The 19946-nt window shown below is 61.8% G+C and carries 21 protein-coding genes; 6 read left to right on the plus strand and 15 right to left on the minus strand.

Annotated features, from left to right (window positions below):
• Positions 1–7: 7 nt before the first annotated feature.
• The 9 genes from ccoG to ccoN (BM186_RS24820) form a co-directional block, all read right to left on the minus strand.
• A complete protein-coding gene (ccoG, locus tag BM186_RS24780; RefSeq protein ID WP_074919041.1) occupies positions 8–1420 on the minus strand; it encodes a cytochrome c oxidase accessory protein CcoG in 1413 nt (470 codons plus the stop codon).
• Between the two features lie 160 nt (positions 1421–1580).
• Entirely contained in the window at positions 1581–2576 is a 996-nt protein-coding gene (gene ccoP, locus BM186_RS24785) for a cytochrome-c oxidase, cbb3-type subunit III (protein ID WP_072424186.1), read from the minus strand.
• Positions 2573–2761: a CcoQ/FixQ family Cbb3-type cytochrome c oxidase assembly chaperone gene (locus BM186_RS24790; RefSeq protein ID WP_017677205.1), complete on the minus strand. Its 189-nt coding sequence runs from the start codon at positions 2759–2761 to the stop codon at positions 2573–2575. Before BM186_RS24790 ends, ccoP (BM186_RS24785) begins: the two co-directional genes overlap by 4 nt.
• A gap of 6 nt (positions 2762–2767) precedes the next feature.
• Positions 2768–3376, minus strand: coding sequence for a cytochrome-c oxidase, cbb3-type subunit II (gene ccoO / locus BM186_RS24795; RefSeq protein WP_017677204.1), 609 nt, complete (start codon positions 3374–3376; stop codon positions 2768–2770).
• A complete protein-coding gene (gene ccoN, locus BM186_RS24800) occupies positions 3376–4818 on the minus strand; it encodes a cytochrome-c oxidase, cbb3-type subunit I (RefSeq protein WP_017677203.1) in 1443 nt (480 codons plus the stop codon). The genes ccoO (BM186_RS24795) and ccoN (BM186_RS24800) overlap by 1 nt, the downstream gene beginning before the upstream one ends.
• Before the next feature lie 344 nt (positions 4819–5162).
• Positions 5163–6089, minus strand: a complete 927-nt coding sequence (gene ccoP / locus BM186_RS24805; protein ID WP_074919043.1) for a cytochrome-c oxidase, cbb3-type subunit III — start codon at positions 6087–6089, stop codon at positions 5163–5165.
• A complete protein-coding gene (locus BM186_RS24810; protein WP_017677201.1) occupies positions 6086–6265 on the minus strand; it encodes a CcoQ/FixQ family Cbb3-type cytochrome c oxidase assembly chaperone in 180 nt (59 codons plus the stop codon). The genes ccoP (BM186_RS24805) and BM186_RS24810 overlap by 4 nt, the downstream gene beginning before the upstream one ends.
• 5 nt (positions 6266–6270) lie before the next feature.
• The gene (gene ccoO, locus BM186_RS24815) at positions 6271–6879 is read right to left on the minus strand and encodes a cytochrome-c oxidase, cbb3-type subunit II (RefSeq protein ID WP_074919045.1); all 609 of its coding nucleotides are present in this window, start codon (positions 6877–6879) and stop codon (positions 6271–6273) included.
• Complete coding sequence (gene ccoN / locus BM186_RS24820) at positions 6879–8318, minus strand: cytochrome-c oxidase, cbb3-type subunit I (RefSeq protein ID WP_072424183.1); 1440 nt, start codon at positions 8316–8318, stop codon at positions 6879–6881. Before ccoN (BM186_RS24820) ends, ccoO (BM186_RS24815) begins: the two co-directional genes overlap by 1 nt.
• 101 nt (positions 8319–8419) lie before the next feature.
• On the opposite strand from ccoN (BM186_RS24820), the gene BM186_RS24825 reads away from it, so the two are divergent.
• The 4 genes from BM186_RS24825 to BM186_RS24840 all read left to right on the plus strand — a co-directional run bounded on the left by BM186_RS24825 (position 8420) and on the right by BM186_RS24840 (position 12616).
• Entirely contained in the window at positions 8420–9094 is a 675-nt protein-coding gene (locus BM186_RS24825; protein WP_174892504.1) for an alpha/beta family hydrolase, read from the plus strand.
• Positions 9095–9459: 365 nt separating this feature from the next.
• A complete protein-coding gene (locus tag BM186_RS24830; protein WP_072424181.1) occupies positions 9460–10869 on the plus strand; it encodes a circularly permuted type 2 ATP-grasp protein in 1410 nt (469 codons plus the stop codon).
• Between the two features lie 2 nt (positions 10870–10871).
• Positions 10872–11822: an alpha-E domain-containing protein gene (locus BM186_RS24835; RefSeq protein ID WP_072424180.1), complete on the plus strand. Its 951-nt coding sequence runs from the start codon at positions 10872–10874 to the stop codon at positions 11820–11822.
• A complete protein-coding gene (locus tag BM186_RS24840; protein WP_072424179.1) occupies positions 11819–12616 on the plus strand; it encodes a transglutaminase family protein in 798 nt (265 codons plus the stop codon). The genes BM186_RS24835 and BM186_RS24840 overlap by 4 nt, the downstream gene beginning before the upstream one ends.
• 102 nt (positions 12617–12718) lie before the next feature.
• Here BM186_RS24840 and BM186_RS24845 read toward each other — a convergent pair whose 3' ends face one another.
• Both BM186_RS24845 and BM186_RS24850 read right to left on the minus strand, forming a co-directional pair.
• Entirely contained in the window at positions 12719–13531 is an 813-nt protein-coding gene (locus tag BM186_RS24845) for a cytochrome c (RefSeq protein WP_074919049.1), read from the minus strand.
• The gene (locus tag BM186_RS24850) at positions 13528–13887 is read right to left on the minus strand and encodes a rhodanese-like domain-containing protein (RefSeq protein ID WP_074919051.1); all 360 of its coding nucleotides are present in this window, start codon (positions 13885–13887) and stop codon (positions 13528–13530) included. The genes BM186_RS24845 and BM186_RS24850 overlap by 4 nt, the downstream gene beginning before the upstream one ends.
• A 677-nt stretch (positions 13888–14564) precedes the next feature.
• Between BM186_RS24850 and BM186_RS24855 the strand changes: the two genes are divergently transcribed.
• On the plus strand, positions 14565–15770 hold the full coding sequence (locus BM186_RS24855) for an acetyl-CoA C-acetyltransferase (protein WP_072424176.1): 1206 nt from the start codon (positions 14565–14567) through the stop codon (positions 15768–15770).
• A gap of 16 nt (positions 15771–15786) precedes the next feature.
• Positions 15787–17931, plus strand: a complete 2145-nt coding sequence (locus BM186_RS24860; protein ID WP_074919053.1) for a 3-hydroxyacyl-CoA dehydrogenase NAD-binding domain-containing protein — start codon at positions 15787–15789, stop codon at positions 17929–17931.
• 99 nt (positions 17932–18030) lie between these two features.
• Here BM186_RS24860 and BM186_RS24865 read toward each other — a convergent pair whose 3' ends face one another.
• The 4 genes from BM186_RS24865 to BM186_RS24875 all read right to left on the minus strand — a co-directional run bounded on the left by BM186_RS24865 (position 18031) and on the right by BM186_RS24875 (position 19568).
• On the minus strand, positions 18031–18297 hold the full coding sequence (locus tag BM186_RS24865) for a PepSY domain-containing protein (RefSeq protein WP_074919055.1): 267 nt from the start codon (positions 18295–18297) through the stop codon (positions 18031–18033).
• A gap of 55 nt (positions 18298–18352) precedes the next feature.
• Positions 18353–18553: a type III secretion system co-regulatory protein PtrC gene (gene ptrC, locus BM186_RS24870; protein ID WP_074919057.1), complete on the minus strand. Its 201-nt coding sequence runs from the start codon at positions 18551–18553 to the stop codon at positions 18353–18355.
• Positions 18554–18574: 21 nt separating this feature from the next.
• A complete protein-coding gene (locus BM186_RS27020) occupies positions 18575–18688 on the minus strand; it encodes a PA2485 family small membrane protein (RefSeq protein ID WP_277425981.1) in 114 nt (37 codons plus the stop codon).
• A 220-nt stretch (positions 18689–18908) separates the two neighbouring features.
• On the minus strand, positions 18909–19568 hold the full coding sequence (locus BM186_RS24875) for a hypothetical protein (protein WP_074919059.1): 660 nt from the start codon (positions 19566–19568) through the stop codon (positions 18909–18911).
• Positions 19569–19946 lie beyond the last annotated feature (378 nt).

The following is a 19946-nucleotide window of genomic DNA, read 5'->3' on the forward strand; positions in this document are numbered from 1 at the left end:
TCCGTTGTCAGCGGACGCTTGGGCCGATGAAGCGGCTGTCGGCGTCGTTCTTGATACTGGGGTCGTCCGCCGATTGTACGTGGAAGACGATGTTGTTGGCGCTCGACGGCAGCTTCTCCGGTGCGATGGACAGCTCGACCGGGAAGGAATACACCTCGCCAGCCAGGGCCCGCACTTCGCGCTTGCCCTCGTAGACCAGGCCGTCGAGGCCGTCGGCCGTGATCACGTAGGTCATGTCGCGCTGCGCCTTGTTCATGATCTTCAGGGTGTAGACGTTCTCGATATGGCCGCGCTCGTTCTCACGGAACAGCACGCGGTCCTTGAGTACATCCAGCTCCACCAATGGGCGATTGGCCACGGCCCAGGCGAACAGGCCGATCATGGCGACCAGCGCGACAGCGTACCCGATCAGGCGCGGGCGCAGCAGGTGGGTCTTGCGCCCGGACAGGTTGTGTTCAGTGGTGTAGCTGATCAGCCCCTTGGGATAGCTCATCTTGTCCATGATGTCGTCGCAGGCGTCGATGCAGGCGGCGCAGCCGATACACTCGATCTGCAGGCCATCACGGATATCGATACCGGTCGGGCAGACCTGCACGCACATCTTGCAATCGATGCAGTCGCCGAGGCCCTGGGCCTTGTAGTCGGCGTCCTTCTTGCGCGGGCCGCGTGATTCGCCACGGCGCGGGTCGTAGGAGACGATCAGGGTGTCCTGGTCGAACATCACGCTCTGGAAGCGCGCGTAAGGGCACATGTAGATGCATACCTGTTCACGCAGGTAGCCGGCGTTGCCGTAGGTGGCGAGGGTGAAGAAGCCGATCCAGAAATAGGCCCAGCCGCTGGCCTGGCCGGTAAAGATCTCGATGACCAGTTCGCGAATCGGCGTGAAGTAACCGACGAAGGTGATGGCTGTGAGCAGCGAGACGCCCACCCAGATACCGTGCTTGGCCGCTTTACGCCCGAGTTTCGCGCTGCTCATGGGCTGCTTGTCCAGCTTCATACGCTGGTTGCGGTCACCTTCGGTGACCTTCTCGGCCCACATGAACACCCAGGTGAACACGCTCTGCGGGCAGGTGTAGCCACACCAGACGCGACCGGCGAAAACGGTGATGAAGAATAGGCCGAAGGCGCAGATGATCAGCAGCCAGGACAGCAGCATGAAGTCCTGCGGCCAGTAAGTGGCGCCGAAGATATGGAACTTGCGCTCCGGCAGGTTCCACCACACGGCCTGGCGACCTTCCCAGTTCAGCCAGACGGTGCCGAAGAACAGCAGGAAGAGCAGGGCGCCGCCAGCGAGTCGCAGATTACGAAACAGGCCAGTGAACGCGCGGGTGTAGATCTTCTCGCGGCTGGCGTAGAGATCGACGCTGGCATTCTTGGCAGAAGGAGGGGTGACGTCCTGGACGGGAATCTGTTCGCTCATCAATGCATACCAAAGCGGTTGGTTGGCAGCCCGGGCCGATACGTGCCGGTCAGGGTCAGTTCACGGTAGCTATATGGTACGCCTGAAAGACAACGCCCGGGTGCGACCAGCGGTCGCGACCCGGGCGTTCATTGACCCTTGTCAAAAGAGTCGCCTGTGCTTACTGCTCTTGTGCCTTGTGCGACAGGCTGTACACGTAGGCAGCCAGCAGGTGCACCTTGTCATTGCCGAGGAATTCTTCCTGGGCCGGCATGTTGCCGTGACGGCCGTAGCGAATGCTCTGCTGCAGTTGCGCGTAGCTGCTGCCGTAGATGAACGCTGCCGGGTTGGTCAGGTTGGGCGCGCCCATGGCTGGGGTGCCCTTGCCGTCGGCACCGTGGCAGGCGAAGCAGGTACCGGCGAAGACCTTCTGGCCCGCTTCGATATCGGCTTCCACGCCTTCCGGCAGCTCACGACCGGCCAGCTCGGTGAGGACGTAGGCGGCGACGTTGCGTACACCGTCTTCGCCAATGGCCGGGCCTTGAGCCGGCATGGCACCCTGGCGACCCTTGAGGATGGTGGTCTTGATGGTTTCCGGCTCGCCGCCCCAGCGCCATTCGGTGTCGGTCAGGTTGGGGAAGCCGTAGCTGCCCTTGGCGTCGGAACCGTGGCACACCGAGCAGTTGGAAGCGAACAGGCGGCCACCCATTTTCAGGGCTTGCGGGTCCTGCGCGACTTCCTCGATCGGCATGGCGGCGTACTTGGCGAACAGCGGGCCGTATTGCTCATCGGCGCGCGCCATTTCCTTTTCCCACTGATGCACACCAGTCCAGCCGGAGTGACGCATGGAGCCGTCAGCGATCTGCACGCCAGCAGCGAAAGGCGTTTCTTTTTCGCTGTCGACGTAGTCGTAGCCAGGCAGCAGGCCCTTGAAGTTACCCAGGCCTGGGTACAGGGCGAGGTAGCCGAGGGCGAAGATGATGGTGGCGACGAACAGCATGAACCACCACTTCGGCAGCGGGTTGTCATACTCCTCGATGCCGTCGAAGCTGTGGCCGACGGTTTCTTCGGTGGTTTCCTGGCGCTGGCCCTTGCGGGTGCCGAAGATCAGCCAGGTCAGGGCGAAGATGGTGCCCAGAGACAGAATGGTTACGTACCAACTCCAGAACGTGGTCATTGGTTATTGCTCCTGGAAGAGTCTTGATCGCGCTTGGACTCGGGCTTGGGATCGTCGGCGAAGGGCAGGTTGGCTGCTTCGTCGAAGCTCGATTTGCGTTTGCTGCTGTAGGCCCAGAGCACCACGCCGATGAAGGCGATGAAGACCACCGCCGTGCCGATGCCGCGAATCATCCCGATGTCCATAGCGTCTTACCGTTTGTTCTTGATGGAAGTGCCGAGAACCTGCAGGTACGCGATCAGCGCGTCCATTTCGGTATTGCCTTTCACGGCATCACGAGCACCGGCGATATCTTCGTCGGTGTAGGGAATGCCGAAGCCACGCATGACTTCCATCTTCTTGGCGGTGTCGCGACCGTCGAGCTTGTTCTCCACCAGCCATGGGTAAGCGGGCATCTTCGACTCAGGCACGACGTTGCGCGGGTTGTACAGGTGGGCGCGATGCCACTCGTCCGAGTAACGACCGCCGACGCGAGCCAGGTCCGGGCCGGTGCGCTTGGAGCCCCACAGGAAGGGGTGATCCCAGACGCTTTCACCAGCGACGGAGTAGTGGCCGTAACGCTCGGTCTCGGCGCGGAACGGACGGATCATCTGCGAGTGGCAGCCGACGCAGCCTTCACGGATGTAGATATCGCGACCTTCCAGTTGCATCGCGGTGTAGGGCTTGAGGCCTTCCACCGGCTCGTTGGTGACGTCCTGGAAGAACAGCGGGACGATCTGGGTCAGGCCACCGATGCTGACGGCAATCACCATCAGCAGCGCCATCAGGCCGATATTCTTCTCGATGATTTCGTGTTTCATCAGTGAGCTACTCCGGCGGGAATCTGCGCAGCCGCTTCGTATTCAGCCGGCTTGGCGGCACGCACGGTGCGGAAGGTGTTGTAGGCCATCAGCAGCATGCCTGCGACGAAGAAGGCGCCGCCGATCATGCGTACGACATAGCCCGCATGGCTGGCTTCCAGCGCTTCGACGAAGGAGTAGGTGAGGGTGCCGTCTTCGTTGACTGCGCGCCACATCAGGCCTTGGGTGATGCCGTTGACCCACATCGAGGCGATGTACAGCACGGTACCGATGGTGGCCAGCCAGAAGTGGGTGTTGATCAGGGCGATGCTGTGCATCTGCTCGCGACCGAAGACTTTCGGGATCAGGTGATACAGCGAGCCGATGGAAATCATCGCTACCCAGCCGAGAGCGCCAGCGTGCACGTGGCCGATGGTCCAGTCGGTGTAGTGGGACAGGGCGTTGACGGTCTTGATGGCCATCATCGGACCTTCGAAGGTGCTCATGCCGTAGAACGCCAGGGACACCACCAGGAAGCGCAGGATCGGGTCGGTGCGCAGCTTATGCCAGGCGCCGGACAGGCTCATCATGCCGTTGATCATGCCGCCCCAGCTCGGGGCCAGCAGGATGACCGACATGGCCATACCCAGGGACTGTGCCCAGTCCGGCAGAGCGGTGTAGTGCAGGTGGTGCGGGCCGGCCCAGATGTACAGGGTGATCAGCGCCCAGAAGTGCACGATGGACAGACGATACGAATAGATCGGACGCTCGGCCTGCTTGGGTACGAAGTAGTACATCATGCCCAGGAAGCCGGTGGTCAGGAAGAAGCCCACGGCGTTGTGGCCGTACCACCACTGGATCATCGCGTCGGTCGCGCCGGCATAGGCCGAGTACGACTTGAACAGGCTTACCGGCATGGCGGCGCTGTTGACGATGTGCAACATCGCGGTCACGAGGATGAACGCACCGAAGAACCAGTTGCCCACATAGATGTGCTTGGTCTTGCGCTTGACGATGGTGCCGAAGAACACCAGCAGGTAGGTGATCCAGACGATCCCCAGGAGGACATCGACCGGCCACTCGAGCTCGGCGTATTCCTTGGAGCTGGTGTAGCCCATCGGCAGGGTGATCACCGCCAGGACGATGACCGCTTGCCAGCCCCAGAAGGTGAAGGCAGCCAGACCGTCGGAGATCAGGCGCGTCTGACAGGTACGCTGGACCACGTAATACGAGGTCGCGAACAGCGCGCATCCGCCAAAGGCGAAGATCACCGCGTTGGTGTGCAGCGGGCGCAGACGGCCGAAGCTGGTCCACGGCAGGTTTAGGTTGAGTTCCGGCCACACGAGTTGTGCGGCGATGAACACGCCTAGACCCATGCCAATGACCCCCCAGATCACCGTCATAATGGCGAACTGGCGGACCACCTTATAGTTATAAGCAGTCTGACTGATTGCTGTGCTCATGCTAGGGGTTCCACGGTTAATGGAGTTTTATGGGGCAAAAATCGGCGGCAAGTATGGAGAAAGCAGGTAGCCATTGCAACGCAACGTGCCGACGCGAATAGGGTTTCAGGGCCTTCCGCGAGCCGTTCGCAACGGCCTCGGAAACAGCTCTGGCAGCTTTTTGCGCAACCAGTTTGCGCAGCGCTAAGAAAGGATCGCCTTAGAGTTGTGACGGATGGCGACTGAAAGGCAGCTTAGCCCAGTTCAAGGAAATTGCAGGGCTATTGGTCGGCAGGTGCGACACTGGGTCGCACACTTATAAGGAGGGGCCGGCGACCGTGATTCGGTCGCCGGTAAAGCAGGGGTTACTTGTTTTCGCCCTGGCTCAGCTTGAGCACGTAGGCGGCCAGCAGGTGAGCCTTGTCGTTACCGAGGAAGTCACCCTGCGCCGGCATGTTGCCGCTGCGACCATAGCGAATGGTCTGCTGCAGTTGGGCAAAGCTGCTGCCGTAGATGAAGGCGCTGGGCTGGGTCAGATCCGGCGCGCCCATCACTGCCATGCCGGTGCCGGCAGGGGTATGGCAGGCGGAGCAGAGTGTGGTGAAGATCTGCTTGCCGGCGGCGACGTCGGCCTGCGCATCTTCCGGAAGGTCGCGACCGCCCAGTTCGGTGAGGACGTAGGCCGCGACGTTACGCACACCATCTTCGCCGATCATCGGGCCTTGTGCAGGCATCACGCCGACGCGGCCATGCATGATGGAGGTCTTGATGGTCTCCGGTTCGCCACCCCAGCGCCAGCTGTTGTCCGTCAGGTTGGGGAAGCCGTAGCTGCCCTTGGCGTCGGAGCCATGGCAGACCGAGCAGTTGGAGGCGAACAGGCGTCCGCCCATCTTCAGCGCGCGTTCGTCCTTGGCCACTTCCTCGATGGGCATGGCGGCGTATTTGGCGAAGATCGGGCCGTACAGCTCATCGGCACGGCCCATCTCGCGCTGCCACTGGTTGACCTGGGTCCAGCCATTCTCGTAGCCCGGCAGCAGGCCCTTGAAGTTGCCCAGGCCCGGGTAGAGCAGCAGGTAGCCAACGGAAAACACCAGGGTGCCGAGGAACAGCATGAACCACCACTTGGGCAGTGGGTTGTCATATTCCTCGATGCCATCGAAGGCGTGGCCCATGGTCTGCTCGGTCGGGTTCTTGTGCACTTCGCTCTTGCGGGTGGCGAAGATCAGCCAGAACAGCGCGACCAGCGAACCGACGGTCAGCAGGGTGATGTACCAGCTCCAGAAGGTGGTCATGCTTGGGTCCTCGAAACGGCGGGCTTGGGCTCATCGGCGAAGGGCAGGTTGGCCGCTTCGGCGAAGGCATCGCGGCGTTTGCCGCTGTAGGCCCAGAGGGTGACGGCGGTGAAGGCGATCAAAACCAGCGCAGTGCCTAGGCCGCGCAGGGTGCCGATATCGATAAGCTCGAACATGGCACTCACCTCTTGTTCTTCACGGCGGTGCCAAGCACCTGCAGGTAGGCGACCAGGGCGTCCATCTCGCTCTTGCCCTTGACAGCGTCACCGGCACCGGCGACATCCTCGTCGCTGTAGGGCACGCCTAGGGCGCGCAGGGCGCTCATCTTCTTGGCGGTGTCCTTGCCATCGAGGCTCTGCTCCACCAGCCAGGGGTAGGCGGGCATGATCGACTCCGGCACGACGTTGCGCGGGTTGTACAGGTGGGCGCGATGCCACTCGTCCGAGTAGCGGCCGCCGACGCGAGCCAGGTCCGGGCCGGTGCGCTTGGAGCCCCACAGGAAGGGGTGATCCCAGACGCTTTCACCAGCGACGGAGTAGTGGCCGTAGCGTTCGGTCTCGGCGCGGAACGGACGGATCATCTGCGAGTGGCAGCCGACGCAGCCTTCACGGATATAGATGTCGCGGCCTTCCAGCTGCAGCGCGGTGTAAGGCTTGAGGCCATCGACCGGTTCGTTGGTGACGTCTTGGAAGAACAGCGGGACGATCTGCGTCAGGCCGCCGATGCTGACCGCCAGGATCATCACCAGGGCCATCAGGCCGATGTTCTTCTCGAGAATCTCGTGTTTCATCAGTGGGCTCCTTCTACCGAGAACTGCGCAGCGGCTTCCATCTCGATGGATTTCGCGCTGCGTACGGTCAGCCAGACGTTCCATGCCATCAGCAGCATGCCGGCGAAGAAGATGGCGCCACCGATCACCCGCACCACGAAGCCGACATGGCTGGCTTCCAGCGCTTCGACGAAGGAGTAGGTGAGGGTGCCGTCCTCGTTCACTGCGCGCCACATCAGGCCCTGGGTGATGCCGTTGACCCACATCGAGGCGATGTACAGCACGGTGCCGATGGTGGCCAGCCAGAAGTGGCTGTTGATCAGACCCAGGCTATGCATCTGCTCGCGGCCGAACACCTTGGGAATCAGGTGATACAGCGAGCCGATCGACACCATGGCGACCCAGCCGAGGGCGCCGGCGTGCACATGGCCGATGGTCCAGTCGGTGTAGTGGGACAGGGCGTTGACGGTCTTGATGGCCATCATCGGACCTTCGAAGGTCGACATGCCGTAGAAGGCCAGAGACACCACCAGAAAGCGCAGGATCGGGTCGGTACGCAGTTTGTGCCAGGCACCGGAGAGGGTCATCATGCCGTTGATCATGCCGCCCCAGCTGGGTGCCAGGAGGATCAGCGACATCACCATGCCCAGGCTCTGCGCCCAGTCCGGCAGGGCGGTGTAGTGCAGGTGGTGCGGGCCGGCCCAGATGTATACCGCGATCAGCGCCCAGAAGTGGACGATGGACAGGCGATAGGAGTAGACCGGGCGACCGGCCTGCTTGGGCACGAAGTAATACATCATCCCCAGGAAACCAGCGGTGAGGAAGAAGCCCACGGCGTTATGGCCGTACCACCACTGAATCATCGCATCGGTGGCACCGGCATACAGTGAGTAGGACTTGGTCAGGGTGACCGGAATTTCCAGGTTGTTGACCACGTGCAGGATGGCCACGGTGAGGATGAACCCGCCGAAGAACCAGTTACCCACGTAGATGTGGCTGACCTTGCGCTGCATCACCGTACCGAAGAAGACGATGGCGTAGGACACCCAGACGATGGTGATCAGGATGTCGATCGGCCATTCCAGTTCGGCGTATTCCTTGGAGCTGGTCCAGCCCAGGGGCAGGGTGATGGCCGCGAGCAGGATCACCAGTTGCCAGCCCCAGAAGGTGAAAGCAGCCAACTTGGGCGCGAACAGCGTGGTCTGACTGGTGCGTTGCACCGCGTAGTAGCTGGTGGCGAACAGGGCGCAGCCACCGAAGGCGAAGATCACCGCATTGGTATGCAGCGGACGCAGACGGCCGAAGCTGGTCCACGGTAGGTTCAGGTTCAGTTCGGGCCAGGCCAGCTGGGCAGCGATGAATACGCCGAGTCCCATGCCGACGATGCCCCAAACCACCGTCATAATGGCGAACTGGCGAACCACCCTGTAGTTGTAGGCGGAACGGGTTGTTGTGTTCATGTCTGGGCTTCCATCCACGGTTATGGCAGAGCGGCCGATAACCGTGGCGGCCGCAGGCATGAGCAAGCCACGGACACCACGGATATCGACGCGAGGCAAGCATGAGCAAAGGGCCATCTGGGTTTATTGACGCCGGTCAATGTGAGCAGGGACTACCCTGGTTGTGGGACGAACCGCCGCAGGCAGCGTCTGGCACGCTGATCCTGGCGCACGGTGCCGGTGCGCCGATGGACAGTCCGTTCATGCAGGCCATGGCTGAGGGCCTGGCGGTGTGCGGCGTGCGCGTGGTGCGCTTCGAGTTCGCCTATATGGCGCAGCGGCGGGCGGACGGGCGCAAGCGCCCGCCCAATCCTCAGGCGCAACTGCTGCAGCAATGGCGCGAGGTACATGCCCAGGTGCGCCAACGGGTCGCAGGGCCCGTGGCCGTCGGCGGTAAATCCATGGGCGGGCGCATGGCCAGTCTGCTGGCTGACGAGTTCGGCGCCTCTGCGCTCGTTTGTCTCGGCTATCCCTTCTATGCCACCGGTAAGCCGGAAAAACCGCGCGTGGCCCATCTCGCCGAGCTGCGTACGCCGACGCTGATCATTCAGGGGGAGCGCGATGCATTGGGCAATAGGGAAACCGTTGAAGGTTACGAGCTTTCAGCGGCCATTGAGCTGCACTGGTTGCAGGCTGCCGATCATGACTTAAACCCATTGAAGGCATCCGGCTTCAGCCATCAACAGCACCTCCAGGCGGCAGTCGGAGCGATCGCTGCTTATCTTGGTGCAGGCTGAGAAAGAGCTTCGTCCACTTGACCGCTGCGTCTCTTGATGCACATTCATTCCGATACTTGTTCGTCGTGTCGTCGCTGCAAAAGCGGTTGCGCTTGACCGGTCGGTCACGCAATGTGACAGCTAAGTGTCCGGGGCCACTGCAGGGCGGCGCTGCAGGCTTTTTGCCTTCACCGCGCGCTGCGATGGCCAGTGAGTTTTTGCTGTGCCACGCAATGGGGCGGCGTCTCATGACAGAAACATTGCGTCGCACCATTTCGGTGCTTTTTGTTTGGGTGTTGTTGGTATCTATTTGAAATTAAAGGATTAATTTCGCTGGCTCGGGCCTTGCAGAGGATGCTGCAAGTCCGGGTGACAAGGAGTACGGCATGGCCCGCACCTTTTATGACGAGATGTACGACGCGAGCGGCGCTGTCCGCCCGCACTACCGCGAATTTGCCCGCTGGTTGGCAGAAACGCCGGACGATCTGCTGGCCCAGCGCCGACGAGAAGCCGACCTTCTGTTCCACCGCGCCGGTATCACCTTCACTCTCTACGGGGATGATCAGGGCACCGAACGCCTGATTCCCTTCGACATCATCCCCCGCTCCATCCCTGCCAGCGAATGGCGCGTTGTCGAACGCGGCTGTATCCAGCGCGTACAGGCGCTCAACCTGTTTCTCGCCGACCTCTACCACGACCAGCGCATCATCAAGGCTGGCATCATTCCGGCTGAGCAGGTGCTGGCCAACGAGGGCTACCAGATGGCCATGCAGGGCCTCGACCTGCACCGCGACATCTACGCGCATATCGCCGGGGTCGATCTGGTACGTGACGGCGACGGCAGCTACTACGTACTGGAAGACAACCTGCGCACCCCCAGCGGCGTGAGCTACATGCTCGAAGACCGCAAGATGATGATGCGCCTGTTCCCCGAGCTGTTCGCCGCTCAGCGCGTGGCGCCGGTGGACCACTACCCGAACCTGTTGCTCGATGCGCTGAAGAGTTCCAGCCCGCTGGACAACCCCACGGTGGTGGTGCTGACGCCGGGCCGCTTCAACAGCGCCTACTTCGAACACGCCTTCCTCGCCCGCGAGATGGGCGTGGAGCTGGTGGAAGGCGCTGACCTGTTCGTGCGTGACGACAAGGTTTACATGCGCACTACCGCCGGTGCGCGGCAGGTGGACGTGATCTATCGCCGTCTGGACGATGCCTTCCTCGACCCGCTGGCCTTCAATCCCGATTCGATGCTCGGCGTCGCGGGCCTGCTGTCGGCCTATCGCTCACGCAACGTGGTGCTGGCCAACGCCATCGGCACCGGGGTGGCCGACGACAAGTCGATCTACCCCTATGTCGGCGACATGATCCGCTTCTATCTGGACGAGGAGCCGATCCTCAAGAACGTACCTACCTGGCAGTGTCGCAAGCCGGAGGAGCTGTCCCACGTGCTGGCCAACCTGTCCGAACTGGTGGTCAAGGAGACTCAAGGCTCGGGCGGCTACGGCATGCTGGTCGGCCCGGCGGCGAGCAAGGCCGAGATCGAGAACTTCCGCGCGCGGCTGATGGCCAAGCCGGAGGCCTATATCGCCCAGCCGACGCTGTGCCTGTCGACCTGTCCTACCTTCGTCGAACGCGGCATCGCCCCGCGCCATATCGATCTGCGCCCGTTCGTCCTGACCGGTCGCGAAACCCGCCTGGTGCCTGGCGGCCTCACGCGCGTGGCACTGCGCGAAGGCTCGCTGGTGGTCAACTCGTCGCAAGGCGGTGGTACCAAGGACACCTGGGTGGTGGAGGACTGAGTATGCTTTCAAGAACTGCCTCCGATCTGTACTGGATGTCTCGCTACCTGGAGCGTGCCGAGAACCTGGCGCGCATGCTCGACGTCAGCTATTCACTGTCACTGATGCCGCAGGACGGTCGTGGCGATGGCCTCGATGAGTTGGCCATGCCGCTGTTGATCACCGGCACCCTGGACGATTACCTGGAGCGCCACGGCCCGCTGCACGGCGAGCGTATGCTGCACTTCTTTGCTCTCGATGCGAGCAACCCCGGCAGCATCTACTGCTGCCTGCAAGCTGCGCGCAGCAACGCGCATGCGGTGCGCGGGCGTATCACCGCGGACATGTGGGAAAACATCAACGCCACCTGGCTGGAGATGCGCGGTATCGCCGAGCAGGGCTTGGGCCGCTACGGCATCAGCCGCTTCTGCGAGTGGGTCAAGGAGCGCTCGCACCTGTTCCGTGGCGCCACCTTCGGTACCATCATGCGTGGCGAGGCCTATCGCTTCATTCGCCTGGGCACCTTCATCGAGCGTGCCGACAACACCCTGCGCCTGCTCGATGCGCGCTACGAAATGCTTGGCGAGGAGATCGACGAGCTGGAGGAGCGCACGGCGCGCAGTTACTACCAATGGAGTGCGTTGCTGCGCGCGCTGTCCTCGTTCGAGGCCTTCGCCGAGAGCTATCGCGGCTCGCCACGCACGCGCAAGGTCGCCGAACTGCTGTTGCTACGTCCGGACGTGCCACGCTCGCTGCGTGCCTGCATGGAAGAACTGAACCTGATGCTCGCGGGTCTACCCGGAGAGAACGGTCGTCCGGCACAGCGTCTGGCCGCCGAACTGGATGCGCGACTGCGCTACACCAGCATCGACGAAGTGCTCGACGAAGGCCTGCACGCCTGGCTCACCGACTTCATCCTGCTGGTACGCCAGCTGGGCAACACCATCCATACGTCCTACCTGGAGGTCGCATGAGACTCTCGATCAGTCACGCCACCACCTACCGTTACGATGATCAGGTACGCGCCAGCATCCAGTACCTGCGTCTGACCCCGCACGACAGCGAGCGCCAGCAGGTGCTCAGCTGGCAGCTCGACCTGCCGCGCCCGGTGCATGCCCAGCTCGACCCCTACGGCAACATCCTGCATGTGCTGACCCTGGACGAGCCGCACGAATCCATCGTCATCGGCGCCCGCGGCCAGGTTGAAATCGATGAGACCTGCGAAGCCGAGCACGAGCGTCATTCGGCGCTACCGTTTTTGCGTTTCACCCGCCTGACTCAGGCCGACGACGCCATCCGCGAATTCGCCGCGCAGCAGAGCAAGGCACGTACGGATCGCAATGGCTTGATCGACCTGATGCATGCGCTCAACGCGCATATCGCCTACCAGCCAGGCATCACCGAGGTGGACACCAGTGCCGCCGAGGCCTTCGCCGGTCGTCGTGGCGTCTGCCAGGACCATACCCATGCCTTCCTCGCCTGCGCGCGCAGTCTCGGTGTGCCGGCGCGCTATGTGTCGGGCTATCTCTACACCGACGATGCCGAGCACCTGGCCAGCCACGCCTGGGCCGAGGCCTGGGTGGGGGACGCCTGGTACAGCTTCGACGTGACCAATTGCCTGGCGCGCCCGGAGCGCCACCTCAAGTTGGCAGTCGGCCTGGATTACCTCGATGCCTGCCCGGTGCGTGGCATGCGCCGAGGCGGTGGTTGCGAGCAGATGCATGCGCAGGTGCAAGTGGCGCCGCTGCTGCAGGTGCGTCAGCAGTGATGTACCGATAGGCGCGTGCCGTAGGGTGCGCCATTTGCGCACCAGGCGCCTGGTGAAAGCGCCGGTGCGCCCAGCGCGCCTTACCTGAGTCGTTCCTACAGGCTAGGTGCCGTCAGGCACCGGGGAACTCTTTCGCTGCGCCATATGCTGCAGATAGTCGATCAGTTGCTCCAGTTCCATGGCGTTGAGCACCTGCTCGCTAAACCCCGGCATGCGCCCCTGCGGCCAGCGTCGCAGGCTTTGTGGGGCACGGATGTACTGGCGCAGGAAGTCGCCGGTGAAATATTCGGTCGGGCTGTGCGGAATGTTCAGGTCCGGGCCGAACTCGGAGTCGCCAGCGCCATTGAGTCGGTGGCAGGCCATGCAGTTCTTCTGATACAGGGCGAAGCCGGCATGGATTTCGGCGCTGGCGTCCACTGCCGGCAGCAAGGCAGGGAAGCGTTGTTCAACAGTGGCGAGCTGGCGAATCCGGGCGACCTGGAAGGGCCACTGCTCCGGGCCGATCTGGCTGGCGGCCGGATCGGTCCAGACCAGATAGAAGGGACCGGCGCTGGGCTTATGCTTGGCCAACGGTGGCCAGGGGCGTTGCGGATCCTCGATGGCCAGCCACGCTTTGGCACCCTCGCGAGCCAGCAGGGTGGCGGCCGGCAGTTCGGCAGCAAAGCCGTCGAGGGCCACGGCCTGCAGGTGGTCGCCAGCGGTTACGCCGTCCAGCAGGGCGCTTATGGGCACCGCTCGGTAACGCATGGGCTGCTTGTAACTCACGTCTTCGTCTATCTGGATGTCACGTGCCTGCGGATGACTGAGCAACTCGCTGCTGCTCCAATTGCGTTGTCCGCCGCTCAGATGTATTTCGAGCTGCGCAGCCTGCGCTGTGCCGCTCAGAACCAACAGTGCAAGCAGCAGAGCTCTCACTCCTGGGCCTCCAGCAGAGGTAGCAGATCGTCATAAGCGCCGGCATTGATCACCTGGCGGTAACCCAGGTTCTCCAGGCTTTGCTTGGCCAGTCCCGAGCGTCGGCCGCTGCGGCAATAGAGCACTAGGGGACTGTCCTTGTCCGGTGCGATGCTGGCGATCTGCGCAGCGATCTCGTCATGGCCGATACGAATGGCGCCAGGCAGGGCTCCAGCGGAAAATTCTTCGCTACTGCGTACGTCGATCAGCAGGCTGTCGGCCCGTTGCAGGGTGGCCAGAGCGGCAGCTTGATCGATTTCTTCAGCCTGGGCGCTAAGAAAGGTGAGCAGGCCGCTCAGTAAGATGAGAAAACGCATGTCCGGCTCCAGGGCAGGGGGCTTTTGCCTATCTTTGCCCGAAGTCAGCACGTCGTCCACAAGCAAGCGCCCGCCCTGCACTGAGCGCACCACGGCGTCGGCACAGCAGCGGGGAAGTATAAAGTCAGCTGACCAGACGGGTCAGATTGGGAAGGATCAGGATGATTGCCGTGGCGAAAAGTATTACGCCAGCCTGGCGATATTTCGGCTGTTTGAACATGGCCGCATGCCTTTTGTTGTTATGGGAGTGGCGTCGGGCGCCTGCATCACTGTCTGACAGTCGCTGCGTCACACCTGGGCGTTACTCTGATTCACCGTCCCGGCATGACCCGGCGACGGCTCCCTGTACCCGTTTTTTTGAACGGGTGTGGAGGTAACTCTAGGGCTGGCGTCACAGCTTCCTTAGATGGTTTGGTTGCTAACGAAGTACTGTTAGGAAGCTGAGGCTATGTACGAGGACCTCCGCAACAATGCAGGCCTTGAGGCAGACAGCTTGCTCGCCCCAGCAGCTGTCAATTCGAGCAAAGGACCGTTCGTCTGAGCTCAGCGGTCAATGGTGCTGAGCGCTTAGGTCATTGAGCGCTGATGTACCAGCGCTATGGTAGTCAGGCTCAATAAGAACAGGCGCGGCCGGTCTGTGATGTTCCGCCAGCGCCGTATCAGTCTCCGAGGACGCCATGACCGAAGCATATATTTTCGATGCGGTGCGCACACCGCGTGGCAAGGGCAAGAAGGACGGCGCGCTGTACAGCGTCAAGCCGGTTCAGCTGATTGCCGGCCTGCTCAATGCCCTGCAAACGCGCAACGATCTGGATACCAGCCAGGTGGACGACATCGTGCTGGGCTGCGTGACGCCCGTGGGCGATCAGGGCGCCGATATCGCCAAGACTGCCGCGATGGTCGCGGACTGGGACGTCAGTGTCGCCGGCGTGCAGCTCAACCGCTTCTGCGCCTCGGGCCTGGAGGCGGTGAACATGGGAGCGATGAAGGTGCGCTCCGGCTTCGAGGATCTGGTGGTGGTCGGTGGCGTGGAGTCCATGTCGCGCGTGCCCATGGGCTCGGACGGCGGCGCCTGGGTGATGGACCCGGAAACCAACATCCATACCAATTTCGTGCCGCAGGGTATCGGTGCCGACCTGATCGCTACTCTCGAGGGCTTCAGCCGCGCCGATGTCGATGCTTTCGCCCTGCGCTCGCAGCAGAAAGCGGCGCGCGCCAGCGCTGATGGTTCGTTCGGAAAATCCCTGATTCCGGTGGCTGACCAGAACGGCATCGTGCTGCTCGACCATGACGAATTCATCCGTGGCGACTCCACCCTCGAAGGCCTGGGCAAGCTCAAGCCCAGCTTCGAGATGATGGGGCAGATGGGCTTTGACTCCACCGCGCTGCGCGTCTACAGCCATGTCGAACGTATCGAGCACGTGCACACGCCCGGCAACAGCTCGGGCATCGTCGACGGCGCGGCGCTGATGTTGATCGGCTCCGCGGCCAAGGGCAAGGAGCTGGGCCTGAAGCCGCGCGCGCGCATCGTCGCCACGGCGGTGACCAGCACCGACCCGACCATCATGCTCACCGGCCCTGCGCCGGCCACGCGTAAGGCGCTGGCCAAGGCTGGGCTGTCCATCGACGACATCGATCTGTTCGAGGTCAACGAGGCCTTCGCCTCGGTGGTGATGAAGTTCATGAAGGACATGGGCGTCAGCGAGAGCAAGGTCAACGTCAACGGCGGTTCCATCGCCATGGGCCACCCGCTGGGCGCCACCGGTTGCGCCATCCTCGGCACGCTGCTCGATGAGCTGGAGAAGCGTCAGTTGCGCTATGGCCTCGCCACCTTGTGCGTCGGCGGCGGCATGGGTATCGCAACGATTATCGAAAGAGTTTGAGGCGGAGATAAGAAAAATGACTGACGCCATCCGTTACGAAAAAGGCCAGGACAATATCGTCGTCCTGACCATGGACATGCCCGGCCAGAGCGCCAATACCATGAACGCGGTGTACCGCGAGGCCATGGGCCAGATTGTTGACCGCCTGGAGGCCGAAAAGGACTCGATTGCCGGGGTGATCGTCACCTCGGCGAAGAAGACCTTTTTCGCCGGCGGTGACCTCAATGAACTGATCAAGGTCACCCAGGCCGAGGCCCAGGGCTTCTACGAGATGATCCTGAAGATCAAGGGCCAGTTGCGACGCCTGGAAACCCTCGGCAAGCCCGTGGTCGCGGCCATCAATGGCGCAGCGCTGGGCGGCGGCTGGGAAATCGCCCTGGCCTGTCACCATCGCATCGCGCTGAACGAGAGCCATGTGCAGCTCGGCTTGCCGGAAGTCACCCTCGGCCTGCTGCCGGGCGGTGGCGGAGTGGTGCGCATGGTGCGTCTGCTTGGCCTGGAAAAAGCGCTGCCGTACCTGGCCGAAGGCAAGAAGGTGCGCCCGGACGTGGCGCACAAGGCCGGCCTGATCCACGATCTGGCCAGCGACCGTGACGAGATGCTGGCCAAAGCGCGTGCCTGGATCGCCGCCAACCCGGCCGCTAAGCAGCCCTGGGACGTGCAGGGCTACAAGATCCCCGGCGGCACGCCGAGCTCGTCGAACGTGGCGCAGATGCTGGCCATCGCCCCGAGCGTGCTGCGCGACAAGACCAAGGGCTGCTTCCCGGCGCCGGAGAAGATCATGTGCGCCGCCGTAGAAGGCGCGCAGGTCGACTTCGACACCGCGCAGATCATCGAGGCGCGCTACTTCACCGAACTGACCTGCGGTCAGGTGGCGAAGAACATGATCGGCACCTTCTGGTTCCAGTTGAACGAGATCAACGCCGGCGGCTCGCGCCCGCAGGGCTATCCGAAAACCCAGACGAAAAAGGTCGGCGTGCTGGGTGCCGGCATGATGGGCGCTGGTATCGCCTACGTATCGGCAGCGGCCGGCATCGAAGTGGTGCTCAAGGATGTTTCCGTCGAAGCCGCGGAGAAGGGCAAGGCCTACTCGGCCAAGCTGCTGGACAAGAAAGTCGGCAGGGGCCATATGAGCGCCGAGCAGCGCGAAGCCTTCCTGGCGCTGATCAAGGCCACCGATAGCGAGGCGGACTTCGAGGGCTGTGACCTGATCATCGAAGCGGTGTTCGAGGATCGTGCGCTCAAGGGCAAGGTCACCGCTGCCGCCGAGGCCGCGGCGCTGAGCGACGCGGTGATCGCCTCCAATACCTCGACGCTGCCGATCACCGGCCTGGCCACTGCCGTGGCCAAACCGGAAAAGTTCATCGGCCTGCACTTTTTCAGCCCGGTGGACAAGATGCCGCTGGTGGAGATCATCCGTGGCGAGCAGACCAGCGATGAGACACTGGCGCGTGGCTTCGATTACGTCATGCAGATCAAGAAGACGCCCATCGTGGTCAACGACAGCCGTGGCTTCTTCACCTCGCGAGTGTTCGGCACCTTCACCAACGAAGGCCTGGCCATGCTTGGTGAAGGCGTCAGCGCGGCGATGATCGAGAACGAAGCGCGCAAGGCCGGCATGCCGGTTGGCCCGCTGGCGATCAGCGATGAAGTGTCGATGAGCCTGATGAATCACATCCGCCAGCAGACCATCAAGGATCTGGCGGCCGAGGGCAAATCCATCCCCGAGCACCCGGCCTTTGCCGTGATCGATCTGATGCTCAATGAGTACAAGCGTCCGGGCAAGGCGGCCGGTAGTGGTTTCTACGATTACCCGGCGGGTGGCAAGAAGCACCTGTGGCCCGAGCTCAAGGAGCGTTTCGAAAAGGCCGATGCGCAGATCTCGCAGGAGGACGTGCGCGACCGCATCCTGTTCATCCAGGCCATCGAGACGGTGCGCTGCGTGGAAGAGGGCGTACTGAAGTCGGTGGCCGACGCCAACATCGGCTCGATCTTCGGCATCGGCTTCGCCGCCTGGACTGGCGGTGCACTGCAATTCATCAACCAGTACGGGGTGAAGGACTTCGTCGCCCGTGCGCAGTACCTAGCCGAGCAGTACGGCGAGCGTTTCCTGCCGCCAGCGTTGTTGCTGGAGAAGGCGGCCAAGGGCGAAACCTTCTGAGGTGAAAAGTCAGGCGAGCTGCGTAGGGTGCGCCGTGCGCATCGAGAGCGCGTCTGCCGCACAAGCAGAAACGGCCCGCAAGGGCCGTTTCCATTTTGCTCAGTCTTCCAACTGGTCGCGGATCACCTGACCACTTTTGCCGTCGATGCGAAACTCGTAGAGGCGGCCATCCTGTTTCAGACCTTCGCCTTCCCAGTAGCCATCATTGTCGGCTTCGATCTTGTGCAGTTCGGTATAACCGGCTGCACGGGCTTTGCTCAGGGCGTCCTCGATGCTGATCCAGTCACTGCCGGGGCGATCTGCCAAGGCGTTACCAGCCAACAGGAAACTGCCTGCGAGCAGGGCGATCAGGTTGCGTGTACGCATGGTCTGGTTCCTCTTTCCGTTGAAGATACCTGGAGGAGTCTAGACCATCGCGACTTCACGCCGCCTGGCACCAGCCCTGGCGAATGCACACGGCCTCGTGGATCGCCAGCATCTCGCTGTGTCGGGTCGGCATGCGCAGGGTCAGCATGCTGCCGTCATCGAGTTGCAGGGCGGCTTCGGTTTCGAACTGCAGGCCGCCGTCTTGCATGTGGACATAGGTGACGCCGTAGGCGTCATGGCTGAGTTGGCTGTGCATGGCTGCTCTCCTGCGCTTGTATCAGCTCGGACGAACGTCGCGGGCTGCGGGGGCAACCTGCTCGGTACGGGCCGGGGCGGCGGTCTGGAAGGCGGATGCAGCGGCAAAGCTGGCGAGTGCGGCGTAGATGCTCATGATCGATTTCCTTCTGTGCAAGTGGGCAGGGCCCGATGACGAAATCATCCGGCAGGCGCAGCCGCTGCAGAAGTGAAAGGTATTTATGATGACTATCGAGCGTGCTGATAAGACGCTACGCGGCAGCCTTTGGCGGGAAACCAATGTTTGCGTGGTGAACGGTCATATGAGGGTTAAGTTATTGCCGGGGGTTATGAACATCCCTGTTCATGTTTTTATATCAGCGAGTGGCCAGAGCGTAGTTGCTCTGCATCCAACTATGATGATGCCTTTCGCTGCGGTTCATTGACCAGTTGGTGAGTGCCAGCATAGCCACGGTGCCGCCGATAATCATAAGGGGATAGGCTACCGTTAGTTCGGCCAGTGAATACTTCCAGGCCAGCGGCCGGCCAACGCCGAGAAGGGCCGCGTAGAACCAGGAAACACCAGACAGTGCGCCAGAAAAAATGGCCAGGTGACGCATGTTCGTTGACAGCTTGAGCAAAGACCCGGTTTTTTGCAGCGCTGGTAGTATCGAGTTGTGCAAGACCATGCCATTGAGGGTCAATAGCACGACAATACTGATCTTGGCCTGCAGTTTGGGGTTCATAAAGTACTGCATGCCGGCGCTGGACGCGTCTAGCGCAATGATGGCGATGCCACTGATCCATAGGGCGATAAGTGAGATGCCGACCACGCTTTTCAGATGTGCCAGATGTTCGCGACACTGTTTGGCGCCTTCACCTTTAAGCAGCTGCTTAACCATGGCGAGATCGCTGGTTAGTATCAAGCCAATGGCAACGCAACAGGCGATGAGGTGTATATAAATGATCCCTAGACGTAATAGTTCCATTGCTTCTTTGTTTTGGATTGCGGAAATTAGAAGGGTGTAAAGGTCCATGTAGATACCTCGGACTCTGCAAAAAATAAATAAAAATAGCCATGCGTCAGAGCATATTTAATTGGCACTGACTTTGTTTTTTGTGTGGTTACTGATCGCTAATCACTTTCTGGTAATTATGAACTGCAGAAAACCTCTTTTATCTGGGCAATAGCAAACCACCGACGCAATCTCTTGCAGTCAAGGAATCTTCCAGATTCGGGGGGCGATGGAGCGATGGACAGGGGTCGTGCTCGAGCCGGGGGAAGGCCCACGACTATGAGAGCAATGGTAAGCGCTGTAGTTCATTTTTTGATCAGCCGTTCGTCGTTCATAGGGCCTTGGGCTGTGACCTGTTGAGCATTTTTTAATCAATCCGGTCGCTCGGTGGGGCCTGAC

Origin of the sequence: Ectopseudomonas toyotomiensis, from assembly GCF_900115695.1 — a bacterium.
GTDB classification, from domain to species: Bacteria; Pseudomonadota; Gammaproteobacteria; order Pseudomonadales; family Pseudomonadaceae; genus Aquipseudomonas; species Aquipseudomonas toyotomiensis.